The 18,805-nt window shown below is 64.6% G+C and carries 18 protein-coding genes and 1 pseudogene; 13 read left to right on the forward strand and 6 right to left on the reverse strand.

Annotation, left to right across the window (positions count from 1 at the left end):
* Window positions 1-58: 58 nt before the first annotated feature.
* Window positions 59-979 carry a LysR family transcriptional regulator gene (locus tag DELCS14_RS08630; RefSeq protein WP_013801288.1) on the reverse strand — a complete coding sequence of 307 codons (921 nt, stop codon included), beginning with the start codon at window positions 977-979 and terminating at the stop codon, window positions 59-61.
* A 94-nt stretch (window positions 980-1,073) separates the two neighbouring features.
* Between DELCS14_RS08630 and DELCS14_RS08635 the strand changes: the two genes are divergently transcribed.
* From DELCS14_RS08635 to DELCS14_RS08675, 9 genes are all read left to right on the forward strand, one after another.
* Window positions 1,074-2,051 carry a tripartite tricarboxylate transporter substrate binding protein gene (locus DELCS14_RS08635; protein ID WP_013801289.1) on the forward strand — a complete coding sequence of 326 codons (978 nt, stop codon included), beginning with the start codon at window positions 1,074-1,076 and terminating at the stop codon, window positions 2,049-2,051.
* Between the two features lie 11 nt (window positions 2,052-2,062).
* On the forward strand, window positions 2,063-4,231 hold the full coding sequence (locus tag DELCS14_RS08640; RefSeq protein WP_013801290.1) for an acetate--CoA ligase family protein: 2,169 nt from the start codon (window positions 2,063-2,065) through the stop codon (window positions 4,229-4,231).
* Window positions 4,232-4,255: 24 nt separating this feature from the next.
* Window positions 4,256-5,032 (forward strand): enoyl-CoA hydratase/isomerase family protein, encoded by a 777-nt coding sequence (locus DELCS14_RS08645; RefSeq protein WP_013801291.1) that lies wholly within the window; start codon window positions 4,256-4,258, stop codon window positions 5,030-5,032.
* 202 nt (window positions 5,033-5,234) lie between these two features.
* Window positions 5,235-6,479 carry a DUF1173 family protein gene (locus DELCS14_RS08650; protein ID WP_013801292.1) on the forward strand — a complete coding sequence of 415 codons (1,245 nt, stop codon included), beginning with the start codon at window positions 5,235-5,237 and terminating at the stop codon, window positions 6,477-6,479.
* Between the two features lie 91 nt (window positions 6,480-6,570).
* On the forward strand, window positions 6,571-7,509 hold the full coding sequence (locus DELCS14_RS08655) for a hypothetical protein (RefSeq protein WP_013801293.1): 939 nt from the start codon (window positions 6,571-6,573) through the stop codon (window positions 7,507-7,509).
* 288 nt (window positions 7,510-7,797) lie between these two features.
* A complete protein-coding gene (locus tag DELCS14_RS08660; RefSeq protein WP_043795843.1) occupies window positions 7,798-8,511 on the forward strand; it encodes an autoinducer binding domain-containing protein in 714 nt (237 codons plus the stop codon).
* A gap of 99 nt (window positions 8,512-8,610) precedes the next feature.
* Entirely contained in the window at window positions 8,611-9,030 is a 420-nt protein-coding gene (locus tag DELCS14_RS08665; RefSeq protein ID WP_013801295.1) for a DUF4902 domain-containing protein, read from the forward strand.
* Between the two features lie 48 nt (window positions 9,031-9,078).
* Window positions 9,079-9,681, forward strand: coding sequence for an acyl-homoserine-lactone synthase (locus DELCS14_RS08670; RefSeq protein WP_013801296.1), 603 nt, complete (start codon window positions 9,079-9,081; stop codon window positions 9,679-9,681).
* Window positions 9,682-9,876: 195 nt separating this feature from the next.
* Entirely contained in the window at window positions 9,877-10,416 is a 540-nt protein-coding gene (locus DELCS14_RS08675) for a hypothetical protein (protein WP_043795845.1), read from the forward strand.
* Window positions 10,417-10,724: 308 nt separating this feature from the next.
* Here DELCS14_RS08675 and DELCS14_RS08680 read toward each other — a convergent pair whose 3' ends face one another.
* The 5 genes and pseudogenes from DELCS14_RS08680 to DELCS14_RS30410 all read right to left on the reverse strand — a co-directional run.
* Window positions 10,725-11,393, reverse strand: coding sequence for a hypothetical protein (locus tag DELCS14_RS08680; RefSeq protein WP_013801298.1), 669 nt, complete (start codon window positions 11,391-11,393; stop codon window positions 10,725-10,727).
* 429 nt (window positions 11,394-11,822) lie between these two features.
* Window positions 11,823-12,350, reverse strand: coding sequence for a hypothetical protein (locus tag DELCS14_RS08685; protein ID WP_013801299.1), 528 nt, complete (start codon window positions 12,348-12,350; stop codon window positions 11,823-11,825).
* Between the two features lie 37 nt (window positions 12,351-12,387).
* Complete coding sequence (locus tag DELCS14_RS08690; protein WP_013801300.1) at window positions 12,388-13,998, reverse strand: IS66 family transposase; 1,611 nt, start codon at window positions 13,996-13,998, stop codon at window positions 12,388-12,390.
* Between the two features lie 68 nt (window positions 13,999-14,066).
* The gene (gene tnpB, locus DELCS14_RS08695) at window positions 14,067-14,288 is read right to left on the reverse strand and encodes an IS66 family insertion sequence element accessory protein TnpB (RefSeq protein ID WP_157158244.1); all 222 of its coding nucleotides are present in this window, start codon (window positions 14,286-14,288) and stop codon (window positions 14,067-14,069) included.
* A gap of 352 nt (window positions 14,289-14,640) precedes the next feature.
* Window positions 14,641-14,820: pseudogene (locus DELCS14_RS30410) on the reverse strand (IS3 family transposase); the annotation flags it as partial.
* A gap of 244 nt (window positions 14,821-15,064) precedes the next feature.
* Here DELCS14_RS30410 and DELCS14_RS08705 point away from each other — a divergent pair.
* From DELCS14_RS08705 to DELCS14_RS08720, 4 genes are all read left to right on the forward strand, one after another.
* Complete coding sequence (locus DELCS14_RS08705; protein ID WP_013801302.1) at window positions 15,065-15,406, forward strand: non-heme iron oxygenase ferredoxin subunit; 342 nt, start codon at window positions 15,065-15,067, stop codon at window positions 15,404-15,406.
* A gap of 23 nt (window positions 15,407-15,429) precedes the next feature.
* A complete protein-coding gene (locus DELCS14_RS08710; RefSeq protein WP_043795849.1) occupies window positions 15,430-16,458 on the forward strand; it encodes a 2Fe-2S iron-sulfur cluster-binding protein in 1,029 nt (342 codons plus the stop codon).
* A 98-nt stretch (window positions 16,459-16,556) separates the two neighbouring features.
* Window positions 16,557-17,390, forward strand: coding sequence for a 3-(cis-5,6-dihydroxycyclohexa-1,3-dien-1-yl)propanoate dehydrogenase (gene hcaB, locus DELCS14_RS08715; protein WP_013801304.1), 834 nt, complete (start codon window positions 16,557-16,559; stop codon window positions 17,388-17,390).
* A 56-nt stretch (window positions 17,391-17,446) separates the two neighbouring features.
* The gene (locus DELCS14_RS08720; protein ID WP_013801305.1) at window positions 17,447-18,805 is read left to right on the forward strand and encodes an aromatic ring-hydroxylating dioxygenase subunit alpha; all 1,359 of its coding nucleotides are present in this window, start codon (window positions 17,447-17,449) and stop codon (window positions 18,803-18,805) included.

Here is an 18,805-nt window from a genome sequence, read left to right on the forward strand (position 1 = left end):
CGTGCCGCTGGGCCACCTGCGCGCCGAGGCGGCGCAAGGGAGCAGCCCGGGCGCATTTTCATGGGGCGACCTTTCGGCGCGGCACGGATTTGAGGTGTGCCGGGGCGAGGGTCCGAATGCGTGCGGCGACCAGCCGGCTGGCGTTGGACAAAGGGTGCCGCTTGGAAAATTCGATGGCGATGGTGCGCTTGATCGAGGGCCTTTCGATCGGCCAGGCAACCAAAGCACCCGATGCCACCTCCTCCCTCACCGCCAGCAGTGGCAGCATCGTCCAGGCCGAACCGCGCAGCGCCACATCCTTCATCGATGGCAAGGTCTCCACTTCGATCGCAATGTTCAGCACGACCTGCTTCTGGCGTGCCAGCAAATCCAGGGCCGAGCGAAGGCCATTCGGCATAGGCGGAAGCACCAGGGGAATGCCTTCGAGATCCTTGAAGGCGATGGTCTGACCATGGTGGTTCGGCAACGGGCGGCCGATGAGGCAGGTATCGAGCCAGCCCATGATGTCGTCCTCACGCCATGCGGAAGCGCCATAGCGGCTGACGATCGCGATGTCCAACCGGCCCGTCCCCAGCTGCTGAATGAGCGCGCCGCTGAAGCCCTCCGTGATCCGGAGCCGCACCGAGGGTGCGCGGGCGTGGATGTCCGCGAAGAGCTCAGGCAGCAAATGCTGGGACATCGAAGGCGGCACGCCCACATGCACGACGCCGCTGACGAGTCCGGAGCTCTCGATGGCCGTCGTCGACAGGGCGTCGAAGCGCCGAAGCAAGTCCTTGACCTCGGGGTACATGCGGTGTCCGTAAGCAGACAAGACCATCCCGCGCCCCGTGCGGTCGAACAGTCGCGCACCCCACTCCTGTTCCAGTTGGGCGACGCGTCTGCTGACCAGGGACGGGGCTATGTCGGTGGCGATTGCCGCGCGCGACAGCGACTGGGCCTCCGCGACTTCGCAAAAGATCGCAAGCTGCTTGATGTCCATGGTTTCACTTTAATGGAAACCTGAAATGTCCGCATCCACCTGTGCTGAGGTGCCGATGTGCCCTAAATTGCTTGAAAACTAGCAGGAGACAAACATGCGTTTTCACACATTTCTGACGTGCGTCGGCATCGCCTTGTGCATCACGGGCGGCGCGGCGCATGCACAGTCCGCACCCTACCCGGGCAAGCCCGTCACGCTCGTGGTTCCGTTTCCCGCCGGCGGACCCACCGATGCCATGGCCAGGGCGCTCGCCCAGAAGCTCGGGGACCACCTGGGTCAGCCGGTGGTGATCGACAACCGTGGCGGCGCCGGCGGGACCATCGCCGCCGAAGCCGTGGCACGGGCGCCGGCCGACGGCTATACCCTCTTCTTCGCGACGACCGGCACGATGGCGATCAATCCGAGCCTGTACAAGAAGATCCGCTATGACCCGGTGAAAGACTTCGCGCCCATCAGTCTGATGGCGACCACACCGAATGTTCTGGTGGTGCATCCCCAGATTCCCATCAGGACGGTGTCTGACCTGGTCAAGCTGGCGAAGGAGAAGCCCGGCAGTCTGACCTACGGCTCCGCAGGGAACGGCAGTTCGACGCATCTATCGGGTGAACTGCTTCGCAGCATGGCGGGCATCCAGATCACCCATGTGCCGTACAAGGGGTCGGCGCCCGCGACGGTCGACCTGCTTGGAGGGCAGATCAACATGATGTTCGACACCATCGCGACACAGGTGCAGAACATCTCGGCCGGCAAGGTCCGCGCGATCGCCGTCACCGGGACGGAGCGCTCGCCGCTGCTTCCCGACGTGCCGACCTTCCGGGAGTCAGGACTGCCCAACTATGACGTCACGATCTGGTTCGGCGTCCTCGCGCCGGCGGGCACGCCGGACGCCATCGTCCGGCGTCTCAGCAGCGAGATCGGCGCCGTCATGGCGACCGACGAGATGGCCAAGCGCATGCAGGCGGATGGCGCGAAGGCACGCAGCTCGTCGCCGGCCGAATTTGCCGCGCTGATCAAGAGCGACCTGGCGAAATGGGCGCCGATCATCAAGGCCTCCGGCGCCAGCATCGACTGAGTTCCACACACATGACAGCTATCGATTCCAGGCTGCTGCGCGCCTTCAGTCCCGGTTGCGTTGCGATCGTCGGTGCCAGCGAAGACCGCAACAAGGTCGGCGGCAGGCCGCTGTACTACCTCAAGCACCTCGGCTACCAGGGCACCGTCTATCCGATCAATCCCAAGCGGGAATTCATCCAGGGAGCGCCTGCGCTTGCGACGCTCGCCGACACGCCGATCAAGCCCGATGTGTGTGTGGTCGCGGTGGGCGAGGAGCAGGTGCTGAGCACCATCGCGCAATGCGGCGCGCGCGGCATCGGCGCAGCCGTGGTCCTGAGTTCCGGATTTGGCGAGGCCGGCCCGCAGGGTGTCCTACGCCAACAGGCCCTGCTGGAGTGCGCCCGAAAGTACGGTGTACGCCTCGTCGGTCCCAATGCGCAGGGGATTGCCAACTTCCGTACCGGCGCGGTGCTGAACTTCAGCACCATGTTCATGGAAACCGAGGCACTGGATGGACCGGTCGCCATCATCAGCCAGAGCGGGGCGGCCAGCGTGATGCCCTACGCCCTGCTTCGCGAAAGGGGAATCGGAGTCCGCTATGTCGTCGCTTCGGGCAACGATGCGGACGCGTCCGTTGCCGAACTCGCGCTGGTCGCGGCTGCGGATCCCGAGATCCGCGTGGTCCTTCTGTACATTGAATCCTTGACCGATGCCACGGTCCTTGCCGAAGTCGCGCGAACGGCCAACGCACGGGGCGCGGCGGTCGTCGCGCTGAAGGCCGGACGCAGCGACGAGGGCGCCAAGGCCGCCGCATCGCACACGGGCGCCATTGTCAATGACGATGTGTCCGTGGATGCCTTCCTGGAAAGACACGGGATCTGGCGGGCGCAGGATGTCCATGGCCTCGTCAATGCCGTGGATCTCTACCTTTCCTGCGGGATGCGCGCCGCGGAGCGGCTGATCGTGCTGAGCAACAGCGGGGCCGTTGGGGTGCTTGCCGCCGACGGTGCCGCGAGGTTCAAGATCCGGTTGGCGGCGCTGGCCCCATCCACCACGGACAAGCTGCGCGAGATCATTCCGAGTTTTGCCGCGGCGCAGAATCCGATGGACCTGACGGCTGCGCTGATGTCGGACAGCAGCCTGTTCTCACGGTCGCTGAGCGCATTGGCCGGCGATCCCCAGGCCGGCATGTTCCTGGTCGGCGTCCCAGTGGCCGGCGAAGGCTATGACATCGCAGGGATGGCGGCGACGGTGGCCTCCCTGGCGCGCAGCGATGGGCGGCCGGCCGTGGTTTTCGCACCGCAGGCCAAGGTGCGGGAGGCATTCCGGGCGCAAGGCGTGCCAGCCTTCGCCAACGAGACCGACGCGCTCTCTGCATTGAGCCAGGTGACTCGCCACGCCAGGCTGCAGGCAGAGGCCTTGGAGCGCGATCAACTTGCCCCAACGCACGAGGCGGGCTTGTCTGAAACGCCTCGCGCTTCCGAGGAAGGTGTGGCGATCGGCCTGAACGAGGCGCGGAGCCTGCAGTTGATCGAGGAGGCGGGGATCCCTGTCGTGCCGCACCGGCTGTGCACGACCTTGGACGAGGCGCTGCGCGCCCGGGGTGATCTGGGTCCGGCGGTGGTGGTCAAGGCATGCTGCGCAGCGATACCCCACAAGTCCGAGCACGGCCTGGTCTTCTTGACCTGCAGCACGGCCGAAGATGTCGGGCAGGCGTGGGAAGCCTGTGTCCGCCGCGTTCGGGACATGGGGCATGCGCCGGACGGCGTCATCGTGGCGAGCAAGGTCCACGGCACCCGTGAGTTCGCGCTGGGCGTGCGCCAGGACCCCTTGTTCGGCACCATGGTGATGGTCGGCGATGGCGGCAAGTACGTCGAGGCCTTGCGGGATTTCGCCGTGCTGCTGTATCCGTTCGACCGGCAACAGGTCCTTGACAAACTGCAGCTGCTGCGCGTCGCGCCGCTGTTCGAGGGCCTCAGGGGAGATACGCCCGTGGACCTCGAGAGCGTGGCGGATGCCGTCGTGCGGCTGGGCGCGTACGCCGCGCGGCGGCGCGATGCGATCCGATCCATCGATCTGAACCCGCTGATCGCCGGCGCTCGCGGTGCCGGCGTCTGGGCCGTCGACGCGGTGGTCGAGGTAGCGGCAAACACCGTCCAGCCCATCACGGACGACGCATCGGTTGTCCAAATTCGTTGATTTCAGTCCCGAGGAAATAGAGCAATGCAAACGATCAATGACGCCGTGCAAGTCAGCGTTCGGTCCGGGATCGCGTTCGTCACGCTGAACCGGCCGGGCGCCATGAACGCCATCAATGCGGACATGCGCGAAGGCCTGCTGCGCAGCCTGCCGGCACTCGACGCCGATGGCGACGTGAAGGCGCTGGTGTTGACCGGAAGCGGTCAGCGGGCCTTCTGCGCGGGGCAGGACCTGGACGAATCCGCGGCGACGGAGCCCCGGGGGCTGGCGGGATGGCTCAACCACCAGCATGCGATGTACCAGGCCATCCGAGATGTCGACAAGCCCATCGTGGCGGCGCTGAACGGCTTTGCGATGGGCGGTGGATTCCAGATGGCGCTGTTGTGCGACCTGCGCGTCGCGCATCCGGAGGTCCGGCTTGGTCAGCCCGAGGTGAAGGTCGGGCTTGGCAGCATCGTCGGCTCCTACCTGATTTCCCTGCAGGTCGGCCATTCCGTCAATCAGCAGCTGTCTCTCCTGGGGGACCCGATCAGCGGGGCGCGCGCGGGCGAGCTGGGGCTCGTGAACGAGCTGGCCGCCGCCGAGGACGTGCTGGCGCGCGCCGCCGAACTGGCGACGAAGATGGCTGCGCAGCCGACGATGGGGCTGCGCGTCACCAAGCAGCGCTTTCGCGAGCGGACGCAGGCGGACTTCGACGAGGCATGCAGGGCGGGCATCCGGTACCAATTGGAAAGCTATTCGACCGGCGAGCCCCAGCGGACGATGCAAGAGTTCATCGCACGGCGCGCGCAAAAGCGCTGACCGCGCGGGGCCCGACGCGGGCTTGGCGTCGCAAGGAATGCGACGCCGGAGACCGGCCTGTCGCGGCGCAACGCAGAGCGCGTCCCGCGCTTCTGCGGGGCGCACGTTTGGGCTGGCGCCGAAACGCCCCCGTATTCGCGCGCTTTCCGGCTTGCGGTCAGGCGTCGGCCTGCCCAGGATGAAGGCCGGAGTACCGGCACCCATGGAGATCCAGCGATTCAACGTTGTGGGCAGCGTCTTGGCCGCGGACGATCCGCGCCTGCAGGACGCGCTGGCGCTCGCCTATGAGTCCACCGAGCGCCCGCGCTGCCTGTGCATGCCCGGCGGGATCGAAATGTACGTGGCGCGCCATCGCCAACTCGTGCTCAAGCGCATGCCCGGCTCTGGCCTGCGGCACCATCCGGGCTGTCCATCCTATGAGCCGGACGCGCAGCAGTCCGGCCTGGGCGAGCTGATGGGCGAGGCAGTGCTCGAACCGAACCCGGGGTGCTTCGAACTGCGCGTGAACTTTCCGTGGACGCGGGTGGCGGGCCGCGCCGTGCCCCGGGGCGAGCCGCTGGAGCCGGCGGAAGTGGCGGTCGCCCGCCGGCGCATGAGCCTGCGCGCGCTGATGCATTTTCTTTTCCAGAGCGCCGGGTTCAACCGCTGGTCCCCCGCGATGGAAGGCAAACGCAACCAGGGCGTCCTGCACAAGTACCTGCTCGAGGCGGCGGAGAGCATGACCGTGCGGGGCATCGCCTTGTCCGAACGGCTGTACGTGCCCGAGCCCTTTTCCGAGACGGGGCGCGAGGAAGCCGCGCGGCGCCGCCGCGACAAGCTCTCCGTGCTGCATCCCCGCGACGGGCAGAGCCCGCTGGCCATCGCGCTCGGCGAGTTCAAGGGTTGCGACGCCACCGCGCTTGGCTGCCGGATCTTGATCAAGCACGCGCCGGATGCGCCGCTCCTGGTGGCGCACCGCACCTGGGAGCGCATCCAGCGCGCGTTCGGACCGCTGATCGAGGCGCGCCACGCGGACACGGGGCACCGGGTGCGCCTGGTCATCGCCGCGCTGATCCGGGCACGCCGGGAACATACCTACGAAATCGATGCCGCGAGCATGATGCTGACCAGCGAGCACTGGATCCCGATCGAAGGTCTGCACGAACTGGGGCTCGTGCATGCGCTCGTGGAGCAGCATCGCCGCTTCGTCAAGCCGTTGCGCTACGACGCGCGCACGGCCGCGGGCTTTCCCAATGCCCTTCTGCTCGATGCCGGTGGGCAGCCCGTCCCCCTGCACGTCCTGAGTGCCTTCATGTCGGTCAAGGACCGGGCCATGAAGGAGAAGGCCGTGCTTGCCGCCGGCGGCGCCTGGACGTGGCGGCCCGATGAGCCGATGCCGCAGCTGCCGCCCATCCTGCCGCTTGCATCCGCAGGACGAAGCGGGGCGCCGCCGGGCCGGCCGGGCTGAAGCCGCCTGCGGCCCCGGGTCGCCGCCCGGCACGCGCGGCGGGGTTGCAAGACTGCTGGGCGCGGTCAAGATGCGGGAGGAGGTGTTAAACATGTCCTTTCGAATGCAACCGGCCTTGCTTCCCGATGTAGGTGAGCCCTTTGAACCGCTGTGCTTCACCACGCTCAGGCGGGGGCCGGATGGCGCCGTGCGCCCGTTCAATCCGGTGCTCGCATCCACGGTGGGTGCGTACCTCGAGTACGGCAATCTCTTCGCCTATCTCTTCCGGCGCTTCGGCTATCCCAACCAGGCGAGGGACGTTCACACCGAGCTGGCCCGCTACACGCTCACGACACCCCGTCCGGATCTGTTCCTCAATGTGATCCCGCGGGTCGACGGTCGTACTGACCTCTGCTTGGAGTTCCTGGCGCCGGCCTCGGTCGGGCGCGCGGCGCAGGCCTATCTGCTGGCCGCCATCGACGCCTGGGAAGGCAGGGCGCTCGCGCACCAGGCTGGCCGGGAAATGCCCCGGTGGCTGCAGGCACGCGCCGAGGCGCTCGCCGGGCGCCCCAGCGCGCGGGGCCGTCGCGCCGGCGACGCGTCGATCTCCTTGCGGCAGGCGCTGCGCACTGTGAGCGCCGCCACCGGCCCCGACGCCCGCCGGGCCCGCGAGTTCCTGCAGCGGTGCCTGGACCGCTATGCGCGCGTCGAAGCGCGGCCGCAGCCGCTCGAGCGTCCCGCAATGCTCGAGGATTGGCTGCCGGCGGATCCGCTCCAGCCCTATGCCGTCGCGGCCGGGCAGGCATTGGCCAACCTCATGCGCGAGGTGGGGCTGGGCGGGGATGCGATCGACGTCTTCGGTTCCAAGCCGAAGGGCAGCCGGATGCTGGCTCCGGCGCGACCGGCGGGCGAGGCCGTCGGCGCCCTCATGCACCTCGACGGCCAGCGGTTGTCCGAACTCCACCGGTTGATCACCGGCCTTGGAAGGGGGAACGCGCGGCGGGGCCTCGCGCGCGCGATCTCGCTTCTGGCCGGCGAGGGCGCGCGCTGAGCGAACCGCGCCGGTTCCTCGGGCAGATGCGGACTGGCCGATCCGTGCACCGACGCGTGCTCCCCGAGCGCCGCGCGCCATCCCGAAAACGCCCCGATGCCGCGGAGAATCGGGCCGCCCGACGGCGAAGTGGAAAATGTTAAATTCCTAACTATGCGAACCACGCATTGAAACGCCGAGGTTCGATCGATTTTCCAGTGAATATCACTCACTCCGCAGGCTTGGCGTTGGCGCGAACCCCGTCGCCGGTCCACGGATTCGCGGAAGGGGACATGGACGGGGGAAGAGATGCAGAACTGGGCGGAAGATCTCATGTGGGCCATTCATCCCAGCAGCGGTGAGGCCGAAGCGTTCGCGCGGATCGCTTCGGCGGCGCATGTCCTGGGATTCGAATGGTGCGCATTCGGGCTGCGCGTGCCGCTGCCGGTGACCAATCCAAGGGTGGCGCTGATCAACAACTATCCCCGGACCTGGCAGATGCGCTACGAGGAGGCCGGCTATCTGCGCATCGACCCGACCGTGCTGCACGGCCGCACCAGCCAGGTGCCGCTCGTTTGGAGCGACGGTGTGTTCGCGTCGGCGGGCGGCTTGTGGTCCGAGGCGCAGTCGGCCGGCCTGCGCTATGGCTGGTGCCAGTCGAACATCGACCTGTATGGTGTGACGAGCATGCTCAGCCTGTCGCGTTCCTCCGAACCGATCACCGTCAGGGAACTGGCGGATAAGCGGATGCGGATGGGGTGGCTGGTGAGCGTCGCGCACATGGCATTGGGACGCGTCGTCAAGCCCAAGCTCTGCGGCGTGCGCAGCGTCGAGCTGACGGCGCGCGAGACGGAGGTGCTCAAGTGGACGGTGGATGGCAAGACGGCGGGCGAGATCGCGGACATCCTGTCGATCAGCATCGATACCGTCAATTTCCACGTCAAGAACGCGACCGTCAAGCTCAGCACCCCCAACAAGGCCACCGCCGCGGTGCGGGCCCTGGCCATGGGGCTGCTCGCCTGAATGCCGGTGCCGGCTTGACGCTCTGCTTGGCATCCTTGAGACTCGCGGGCGCATGAGGGCGCGGTGCTTTTGTTTCCCGGTATCGGCGGTGGTTCTCACATGACATGGAAAGACAGCTGCGCGGGGCCTGCGTGGCCCCGATTGTCCAACGCCGACGGCTTCGTGCGGCTGACGCTGGATGCCATCTTGTCCCTGCGCCTGGAACATGTGCTTTCGGGCCTGGACCGCGACCCGGGCGAGGTCGCGCGCTGCGGCGCGCCAACGACCATCCGGGGCTTCAGCGAATGGGCCAGCCGCACGGACCCGCGCTTGAGCCTTGGCTGGGACTGGCGCCTGTACTGGGCGCACGGGCCGGTCAGGCTGGTCCGCACGGGACTGCCCTACGCCAACGTCATGCTGGTCGATCGCAACGGACTCGACTACGGCTGGCGCCGCAATTTCGACATCCTCGGCACGGTGGTCGACGCATTGCCGTGGCGCGACAACACCGAGCAGGCGCTAGCGCTCTGTACGCTATGAGTGTCCTCCAGTGTTTGGTAGTACCTCCAACGCCCGACCGGCGATGCAATGGCGGCTCGTCTGTCATTGCTGGAGGCCGAATTGGAGATCGTCGAAGGAACTTCGCAATCTTTGTCGCCTGAACTGTTGGAGGGCATTGCGCGTTTCCGGCACAAGGTGTTCATCGAAACCTTGGGATGGGATCTGGCCACCAAAGCGGGAATGGAGCTGGACCAGTTCGACAGGGCCGATACGATCTACGTCGCGGCCCGCGGCGAAGACGGCCGGCTGGCGGGAGCCGCGCGGCTTCTGCCCACCAATCGGCCTTACCTCCTCGCGGAGGTGTTCCCCGAATTGATGGGCGGCGCGCAGCCACCGCACAGCGCCGATGTGTGGGAACTCTCTCGGTTCGCGGCAGTGGACTTTGACGGGGCGCGCGTGCATCCCTTGAGGCAGTTCTCGTCGCCGGTCACCGTCGGGCTGCTGCGCGAGGTGCTGCGCGTCGCCGCGTCACACGGCGTCAGCCGCCTGATCACGGTCTCCCCGCTCGGCGTCGAACGCCTGTTGCGACGTCTTGGCGTCGCCGCGCACCGCGCCGCGCCGCCATTGGTGGTCGACGGCCAGGCGCTCTTCGCCTGCTGGATCGAGGTGCAAGGCTCGCTGTCGAGCTGAGGATGCGCCATGCGGGATCCGCGGCTGAATGCGCCGATGCACGCTTGCCACATGGACGGCACCCGACGCCATGGGAACACGCGTGAGCGGGGGCCGGCCTTGCCTCCTTGCTCTGTCACGGGCGCGGGTCATCTGCCCCCCGATCCCTGCCTTGCCGGAACGCGATCTCCTGCTGCGCTCGATGGCAGGCGCCTGGTGGAGATCGGCGATGCCGATCTGCGCGGTCTCAGGCGTGCGGCGCTGCAAGGCCATTGCGCGCTCGCGCAACTGCTCGTGGCGGCGCTGGCAATTGTGCTCGACCGGCATGGAGCGCACCAGGATGGCTCGATCAGCCTCTTGCATTCCGGGACGGCCGCGGATGGAGCCCATCCTGCGAAGGGAGCGGCCGTCGGGAACGGCCGGGAGCGCGACCTCATGCCGTTGGACATGCGCCTGGCCATCGCCGGGGGTGCTGCAGCCCTCACGCATCCGGTGGCGGCAGGCGGGGGCATCGCGTTTCGCCACGTGCGGCAACCGCGGGAACACGATCGCGCTGGTGTCGGAAGGACGGCCGCGGCGTGCCCCAGCGGCGAGTCGTTTGAGCTGGTCTTCGAGGTCAACGAATTCGACGACAAACTGCGCGTGGAGTGCATCTTCCGGACCTCGGTTCGGAGCGAGCGTGCCGTGGGACGCCTGCTGCATGCGTACGTGCATGAGCTGCGCGACCTGGCCGCCGCCTCGGACGATGGTCCATGACCGGGCCTGGATCGCGGCGCACGGCTGCGTTGCGGCTCGCCGCCGCATCGGTCGCCGGGCCTGTGCGAAGTGAATGGGCATCCGCGCGGGTGCCACCGGCGCCGACCTGCGATGCGTGCGCACCCGCGGTCCGCCGCATCGGCGATCAGACGATCCGAGGCGGCACGGGTGCCGGCCCCCACGCGTGCCACTGGGCGCCAGCCGCAGCAGGCGCCGGCGTCGCGAACGCCAGCTCCGGCCGGCGCCGTCACTCCATCACGGCTTGAACCGTGTCCGTTGCCGGCGCTTGGACCCCGGAGGCGACTGGCTCATGCGTTGGCCTCGGCATCAGGCGCCGACGCCGGGCAATGCCGCGCACGGATGGCTGCGCGCTCCCGCTCAGCCTGTTCGCTGCCGGGTGCTTCCAGCACCCGGTGCTGGATTTGCCAGCCCGCGGAGAGCAGCCGATGCAGGGCGCCGTCCATGCCGAGCGCCTGCGCTTGCTCTGCGTGGCGTCCATAGTGCCAGAAGCCCCAGCTGACGTCGATCAGCCCGAGGTAGCCAGTCGCTTGGGCCAGATCAAGCAGGATGCCGTCCAGCGCGTGCGCGTCGCACGCGTGCAGCAGCCGCTCCAGCATCTCGCGCTCGGCGTGCGGGTCCCACAGGGCGGTCGGCCTGCGATCGGCGGCGCGGCGCGCGCGCTGCCTGGCGGCCGCGAGAGCACCATCGCTGGGCGCGGCCGTAGTGCCGAACTGGCCGTGTGCCTGGAGGTCGCGCAGGATGTCGAGCAGGCTCGCGTGCTCGCAGGCCAGCCGTACGATGTCTTGCGCGTGGTCAGCCAGTTCGGCCAGTGCCTGCAGCAGTTGCGGATCGAGTGCGCTGTGTCCTGCGGTCAGCAACTTGTGCACCCGCTTTGCCAGACGTTTCAGGTGCAGGCCGCGCTCTGGGTTCGCGGGTGGGGCGCCGGCGCTTGGCGAGTGGGGGGCTGTGTGGTCCATAGGGACTCCTTTCGTCGAAAGCGCGAGGCCTGCCGCGCAGGGCGGCAGCCCCGCGCGGGTTGATGTCGATCCGAGCCGATGGCACGGAATGGAAATGACTCGACGCCCGATGGGTCCGGAAATGGGGTGCCGCTACCGGGGTGCGCCGCCGAGCCCGCTGCGTGGCATCGGTCCTGGATCGGATGTGCCAGGCGGGCGGGTTGGCGTTAGAGCGCCTGGACGCGCCGTCGGTGCCGCGGGACGCGGCCACGCGTGACGGGCGACGCTATGGCATCCAAGGCGGGTGACGACCGCGACGCCAACGCAGGTTGGGGCTTCAGCCGCGCGGCGGCACGGCGCTCGAGGGGGTGAACTCGACGTCCACGGGAAGCCATCGCAGTGTGGACGTAATAGTCCGCCCAGTACCGTCCTTGACGACGGCGTTGAACGTCAGGAGGTCACGTCAACGACGTGCTGGAGCAGCGCGAAGGAGATGCGACATGCCCGGCCGTCGCAGTGAACGGTCGCGGTGCGCTGGTTGATGCGCGTGATCAGGCCGACGTGCCGCTTCAGGCTCTGGTCAGAGAAGCTGACCTTCTGACCGACGCGGAAGTCCTCCTTGCGGTGGACCTCGGGAGGCGGTTGCAGCGGTGCGTTGGCTGTTGAACCGGGCGTGGCCGAGCCGCTTGTCCCGGCTTTCTCATCGCCAAGCACGATCGCCGCGTACGAGACGCTGATGCGGTGCTGGCTCTGCTCGTCCAGCAGCGTCACCTGGCTGTCCTTCATGGACACGATCCTGGCCGGGCGCAGCTTGCCAGTGCCCCATTCCCAGAACTGAACCATCTGGCCCAGGTGCAGTTGCTGGCGCGCCTGCACGATGCGCCGCGGATCGGCCATCAGTTGCTCGATGACCCAGCTGAGCTGGTACAGCTCGGCGCTGGTCGCCATGGGGAGGTCTTCGATGAGCTTGACGCGCATGGGACCATTGTGCCCAGCGCTGGCCGGCAGAGCGCTCTCAGGCGGCCTGCTGGGAGGCTGGCTTGCCGACGTGCTCGCCTCGGCCCAACTGCGTGGCCACCGCCCACGGCAGGAGTTCGTCCAGGCGGTTGCTGGGATGGTCGGCAATGCGATCGAGCACGTGGCGCAGGTAGGCTTGCGGGTCCACGCCGCACAGCTTGGCCGAGCCGACCAGGGTGTAGATCACCGCAGCGCTACGCCCACCGGCGTCGGAGCCAAGGTGCAGGAAGTTCTTGCGTCCGATCGCGACGCCTCTCAACGCACGCTCCGCCGCGTTGTTGTGCGCCTCGATGCGGCCGTCGTCAACGAAGCGCGTGAGCGCGGTCCAGTTGCTCAGTGTGTAGCCGATCGCCATCGCCATGGGCGACTTCGCCGAGACCTGTGCCAGCGTCGCGTTCAACCAAGTCCTGAGCTCTTGTAGAGCTGGTCGCGTGCGTTCCTGGCGGGCCCGCCATCGCTCCGGCGCCGTCCTGCCCCGGATCTGCGCCTCGATCTGGAAGAGCACGCCGATGCGCTGCAGTGCCTGGTGTGCCAACGTCCCAGCCAGCTTGTGTTGGCGTTCGTGGATGTCCCACATCTTCCTGCGTGCATGGCTCCAGCAGGCTGCTTCCACAACCTTGCCGCTCTCGTACAGCGGGTGGTAGCCGGCGAAGGCATCGGCTTGCAGGATGCCGCTGAAGTCCTTCAGGTGCCGCACCGGATGCTCGCCTTTGCGGTCGGCCGAGTATTGGAACCAGACGGCCGGCGGCGCAGCGTCGCCGCTCGCCCGGTCGTCGCGTACGTACACCCACAGGCGCCCTGTGCGCGCCTTCGCGCCGGCGCCGCCGAGCACGCGGATCGGCGTGTCGTCGCCGTGGATCTTCTCGGCCGCCAACACATAGCGGCCGATCGCTTGGGCCAGCGGGCTCAGCAAGCGTGCCGCTTGCGCTACCCAGTCGGCCAGGGTGGAGCGCTGCAGCGGCACGCCTTCGCGGCCGTAGATCTGGCACAGGCGGTACAGGGGCGTGTGGTCGCAATACTTGCTGACCAGCACGTGCGTGAGCAGGCCGGTGCCGGCTAGGCAGCGGTCGATGGGACGGCTTGGCGTCGGCGCCTGGGTGATCGTGCTGCAACGTTTGCAAGCCAGCCTGGGACGAACGTGGCGCACGACGTGGAAGCGGCCTGGCTCGTAGTCCAGGACCTCGGAGACGTCCTGGCCGATCTGCCGAAGGCCTTGACCGCAGGCCTGGCAGTCGCAGCCGCCCTGCGGCGCGTGCAGCACGGTGCGTCGTGGCAAGTGCTCCGGCAGGTCCCGGGCGCTGGCCTGCCCGCGCGCTTGCCGCTTGCGACGGCCTTGCTCGATGGGCGTGACGTTGCCCTGTGTGCCACAGTCACCGCCAGACGCGGGCTCTGCGGACGTGGCGGCAGGTTGCGCGACCTGGCCACCCACGAGTTCGAGCTGCGCGTGCGCCAGCTGCTCGCTGGAGCGGCCGTACTTCATGCGGCGCAGGTACGCCAGCTCGACCTTGAGCTTCTCGACCGTCAGCAACGCGATCTTCAAGGCCTCCTGCGAGCGCTGCACTTCGCCACTGAGCACGGCGTTCAGGGCAAGCAGTTCCTGCGAGGTCATGGGCACGACTGTGCCGGGCGCGATGGGTGGCTACAACGGGAGTTGTCCTGTCAACGCGCGGCGCAGTTCTATGCCGCAGCTCGTGGCTGCCAGGTGCGCTCGGGCCTGCGCCAGTCGATGCCCTCCAGCAGCATCGACAGTTGCGCCGCGCTCAGGCTGATCGCGCCCGACTGGGCCTGTGGCCAGACGAAGCGGCCACGCTCCAATCGCTTGGCCAGCAGGCACATGCCGTCGCCGTCGCTCCACAGCAGCTTGACCAGGTCGCCGCGCCGTCCACGGAACACGAACACGTGGGTGTACCAATCCGCCTTTGCTGATCGACTGGAAGCTCATAGCCAACCGCTTCATCCAAGAGATCGCGTTCTTTCGTGGGCGGGAATGAGCCAAGCAGCTGACACTCCAGCCGCTCGTCTTGTAATTGCACCAGCAGTTGCCAGAAGTTGTCTTGTTCCCCACCTTGATCGGCGACCAAGTGCAGATCCACGATATTTGTCCTGGCCAGCTGGTAGCCGAGGGGTTGCAGCCGCCGGTAAGTGGCCAGCGCGTTGCCACCGTCGGCGGCCAATTCGCCACGTAACCAGGCTTCATGATCGTCGTGCACATGATCGCCGGCGGCCGAGTAAACCGCGTGAGCGTGCAGGTACCGGTGTCGATCTCATCGCGCTTGACCCATTCGTTGAGGGTCTGGGGCACGCAGCCGATCTTGGGAGCGATGGATTCGATGGCGGCCCACAGCGAGGGGTACTCGCTGCGGTGCTCGCGCACCATGCGAACAGCGCGTTCGCGGACTTCGGGTGAAAACTGGTTCGACTTCTTGCTCATGGCTCAATCCTCTCAGAGAAAAGAGCCTCCTCAAAATACGGGGCGGTTCAAAATGACTATCTAGTGCATCTTTAGCCTTATTGGGGTATTCCCTATTGAAATATTCTTGTGCTTCGGGTTAACATCTGTATAGGTTCCTAACCACTAATGATGTTAGGTGGATGAGATGAAGATGTGCAACTGCGAATGCGGTGATTGCCAAGCATCAGTTCTAGAGATGCTAATTGAAAGGAAATAAGTGAACATGACTAAGAGCAACGCCACAGCAGGTGATATACAGACCCTGGTACCAATTTGCGCGGCAGATTCGTTGGCGCCCGGCCAGATGAGGGCGTTTGACGTTGCCAATCTTCCGCCGCTGGCGATATATAACCTTGATGGCGAATACCTGGCGACCAGTAATATTTGCACGCACGAGGTCGCACTGCTGACCGATGGTTACTTCGAGGGTGAACTTGTTGAGTGCGCGATGCATGGTGGCAGCTTCAATGTGCGCACTGGCGAGGCGAAAAGCCTCCCATGCAAAGAGCGTCTGCAGGTTTTTTCTGTGGTCGTCAAAGATGGCCAGGTGTTTGTCGAAATCTGATGCGCCCTCAAGCAAAGACGGCTATGAGTCCACAAAGCTTTCAAGTCAGAATTGGCGCCGGTGACACGCCCGTCTTTCAGTGTTCCACTGATGAAACGCTACTCGCTGCGGCGCTCAAGGCTGGGCTTGGATTTCCCTATGAATGTCAATCCGGATCGTGCAGCAGTTGCCGCTTTCAGTTGCTGGAGGGCGATGTCAAGGATTTGTGGTCGAATGCGCCGGGTTTGAATGCCGAAGCTCGTGAATGCGGCATGCACCTCGGCTGCCAGAGCACACCAGGTAGTGACTGTCGAATCAAGCTGCGCTTGAAGCCGGGCTATGTCCCGCAGGTGATGCCGACGCGTCAGCATGCGGCGTTGGTCGATGTCGTGCCACTGACGCAAGACATGTTCGAGTTCCAGTTTCGTACGGAGGCTCCAGCTGAGTTTTTGCCTGGCCAGTATGCGCTGCTTCGCTTGCCTGGCGTGGTCGGCACAAGGGCGTACTCGATGAGCAACCTGCCCAATGGCATTGGCGAATGGCATTTCATCGTCAAACGCAAACCGGGTGGTTGTGGAACCGCGGTGCTGTTCGATGTGCTGAAGCGAGGTGATGCTATTGAGTTGGAGGGTCCTTACGGGACGGCTTATCTGCGTACCGAAACCGGTAGAGATGTCGTCTGCATTGGTGGCGGCTCCGGACTTTCTCCGATGTTGTCAATCCTGCGCGGCGCAGTGTGCAATCCGGCAATGACCGAACGGCGCCTGCTGATGTTCTATGGTGGCCGAACGCCGCTGGATCATTGCGTTGCAGACGTGTTTGCGGGTGAGCCTGAGTTGAAGCGACGTGTCGAATTATTTAGCGCGATCTCCGATGTAAACGCTGAGAGTGCCAATTGGGATGGTGAGCGCGGATTGATCCATGAGGTGCTAGCGAAGCACATCGGCCCGAAGCCAGGGCAATACGACTTTTATTTCTGCGGCCCGCCACCTATGACGGATGCGGTGCACAAGCTGTTGGTTCTAAATTACCGTGTGCCATCTGAACAACTACATTTCGATCGCTTTGTTTGAGTCGTATGTTTTTCGCCGAAATAAATCTAGTAGGTAATCCCCCGGTTTTGCCGGGGAGGCAAACCGCAATTTAATTTTTAACTAAAGGATGAACGAACATGGCATGGCTTGAAGGACAAAGCGTTTTTTTGACGGGTGGTGTTGCAGGTCTCGGTCGAGCGCTCGTAAAAAGACTTGTAGAAGAAGGTGCCAACGTCACTGTGTTGGATCGAAATGCACGGGGGCTTGATGAGCTCGTTGAAAGTTTTAAGGGACGGGTCGCGGGCTCGCCCGGCGATGTGCGCAACTTGGCCGATAACCGCAAGGCCGTCGAACTGGCTGTGGAGCGTTTCGGCAAGCTGGATACTTTCATCGGCAACGCCGGCATCTGGGATTATTGTGTCCCCCTTGTCGACCTGCCGGACGATGCCATCAGCGAAGCCTTTGATGAGGTCATTGGAATCAATCTAAAGGGCTACGTGATGGGCATCAAAGCCGCAGCGCCGGCGTTGGTGCGCTCCCGAGGGTCAGTTATCTTGACCCTGTCAAACTCCGCTTTCTATGCAGGTGGCGGCGGCGTGCTCTATACCGCAGCCAAGCACGCGGCAGTGGGACTGATTAAGCAGGCGGCGCATGAGTTGGCCCCCTATGTGCGCGTCAACGGTGTGGCACCTGGCGCGATTGCTTCTGATCTGCGTGGACCGAAGTCGCTTGGGATGGGTGAGCAGTCGTTAACCTCTGTACCCTTGGCCGACCTCGTCAAAGACATTGCCCCGATCGGCAGGCTGTCTGACACAGAGGAGTACACCGGTAGCTATGTCTACCTGGCTTCTGCCCGCAACTCAGCACCAGCAACCGGCGTGATCATCAACTGCGATGGTGGCTTGGGTGTGCGAAGCGTCCTTGGCCCTGCCAGCGGTGGCAAGGGCTTACTAGAAAAATTCGGCGGCTGAGGGACAACTTCTCGGCATGCCAGTGTTAGGTGGTTGACTTATTACAGGAGAAACAGATGAGTACCAATCGTACCCAGGTCGACGTGGAATCTCTCGTTGACGTTAAAAACGGCTTACAAGCCAAGAGAATTTTTTGGGATCAACAGATCTACGATCTTGAAATTGAAAAGATTTTTGGAAAGTGCTGGCAATTTCTCACGCATGACAGCTTGATTCCGAATCCTGGCGATTTCACCACTGGCTACATGGCCGAAGATGAAGTGATAGTCACGCGGCAAGACGATGGATCCGTAAAAGCCTTTCTGAATGTTTGCGCTCACCGTGGTGCTCGCCTTGTCGCGGCGGAAGCCGGCAATGCGCGTGCGTTCAGTTGCACCTATCACGGCTGGTCTTTCGGCATAGATGGTGCCTTGAAGGTGGTGCCGATGGAAAAAGAGCTCTATCGTGAGTCTTTGGATAAATCGAAATTCGGCCTTCGGGAAATCCGCGTTGAAAGCTACAGAGGTCTTTATTACGGCAACTTCGACGCTCAAGCGCCTAGCTTGAATGACTATCTTGGTGACGTGAAGTTCTACCTGGATATTTGGATGGATATCAATGGCGGCATTGAGTTGGTCGGGCCACCAAGTCGATCATTGTTGAACTGCAACTGGAAGACGCCCGCCGAAAATTTCGTAGGCGATGCCTACCACGTGGGGTGGACTCACCTCGCATCCCTGATGGCTCTTGGCGGCGAACTTGCGGCAATTGGTGGAAATGAGGCCCCGCCCAACGAAGGTCTTGGTATGCAGGTGACATCGCGATTTGGGCATGGCTTTGGCGTCCTTTGGGATAGTGCCCCAGCGGTACATGCTATTAATTCCAAGGCGGGCACTCTCTACCGGGAGTGGTTTGCCAGCAGGAAGCCCAAGATGGTGGAGAAGCTTGGAGCGAAAGTCGGTCGCATTTATGGCTCGCATCTCAATGGCACGGTTTTTCCGAATAATTCCTACCTTTTAGGTACCAACACGTTCAAGTTGTGGGTGCCACGTGGTCCTCACCAAATTGAGGTCTTCACGTGGGCGATCGTGGAAAAAGAGATGCCAGCCGAACTGAAAAATGCCGTTGTATCAGGCATGAATTCGACGTTCGGAAGTGCTGGCATGCTTGAAGCCGACGACAGTGACAACATGGAAACCATGACGCAAAACAACCGGGGGCGAATGACCCGTGAAGGGAAGTTGAACTCACAACTGGGGCTCGGTTTCGACAAGTTGGATCCTGACTTTCCTGGGGTGATCGGGCAATCTGCCATTGGTGAAACCTCTTACAGAGGGTTTTACCGGGCCTATAAGGAAATTATGGGCGCCGACAACTGGAAGGCGATCTTGAAATTAGATCCGGATGCCTGGAAGCATGAACTCATGGGTCAATAA

The sequence above is a fragment of the Delftia sp. Cs1-4 genome (assembly GCF_000214395.1).
In the GTDB taxonomy this organism is placed as follows: Bacteria; Pseudomonadota; Gammaproteobacteria; order Burkholderiales; family Burkholderiaceae_C; genus Comamonas; species Comamonas acidovorans.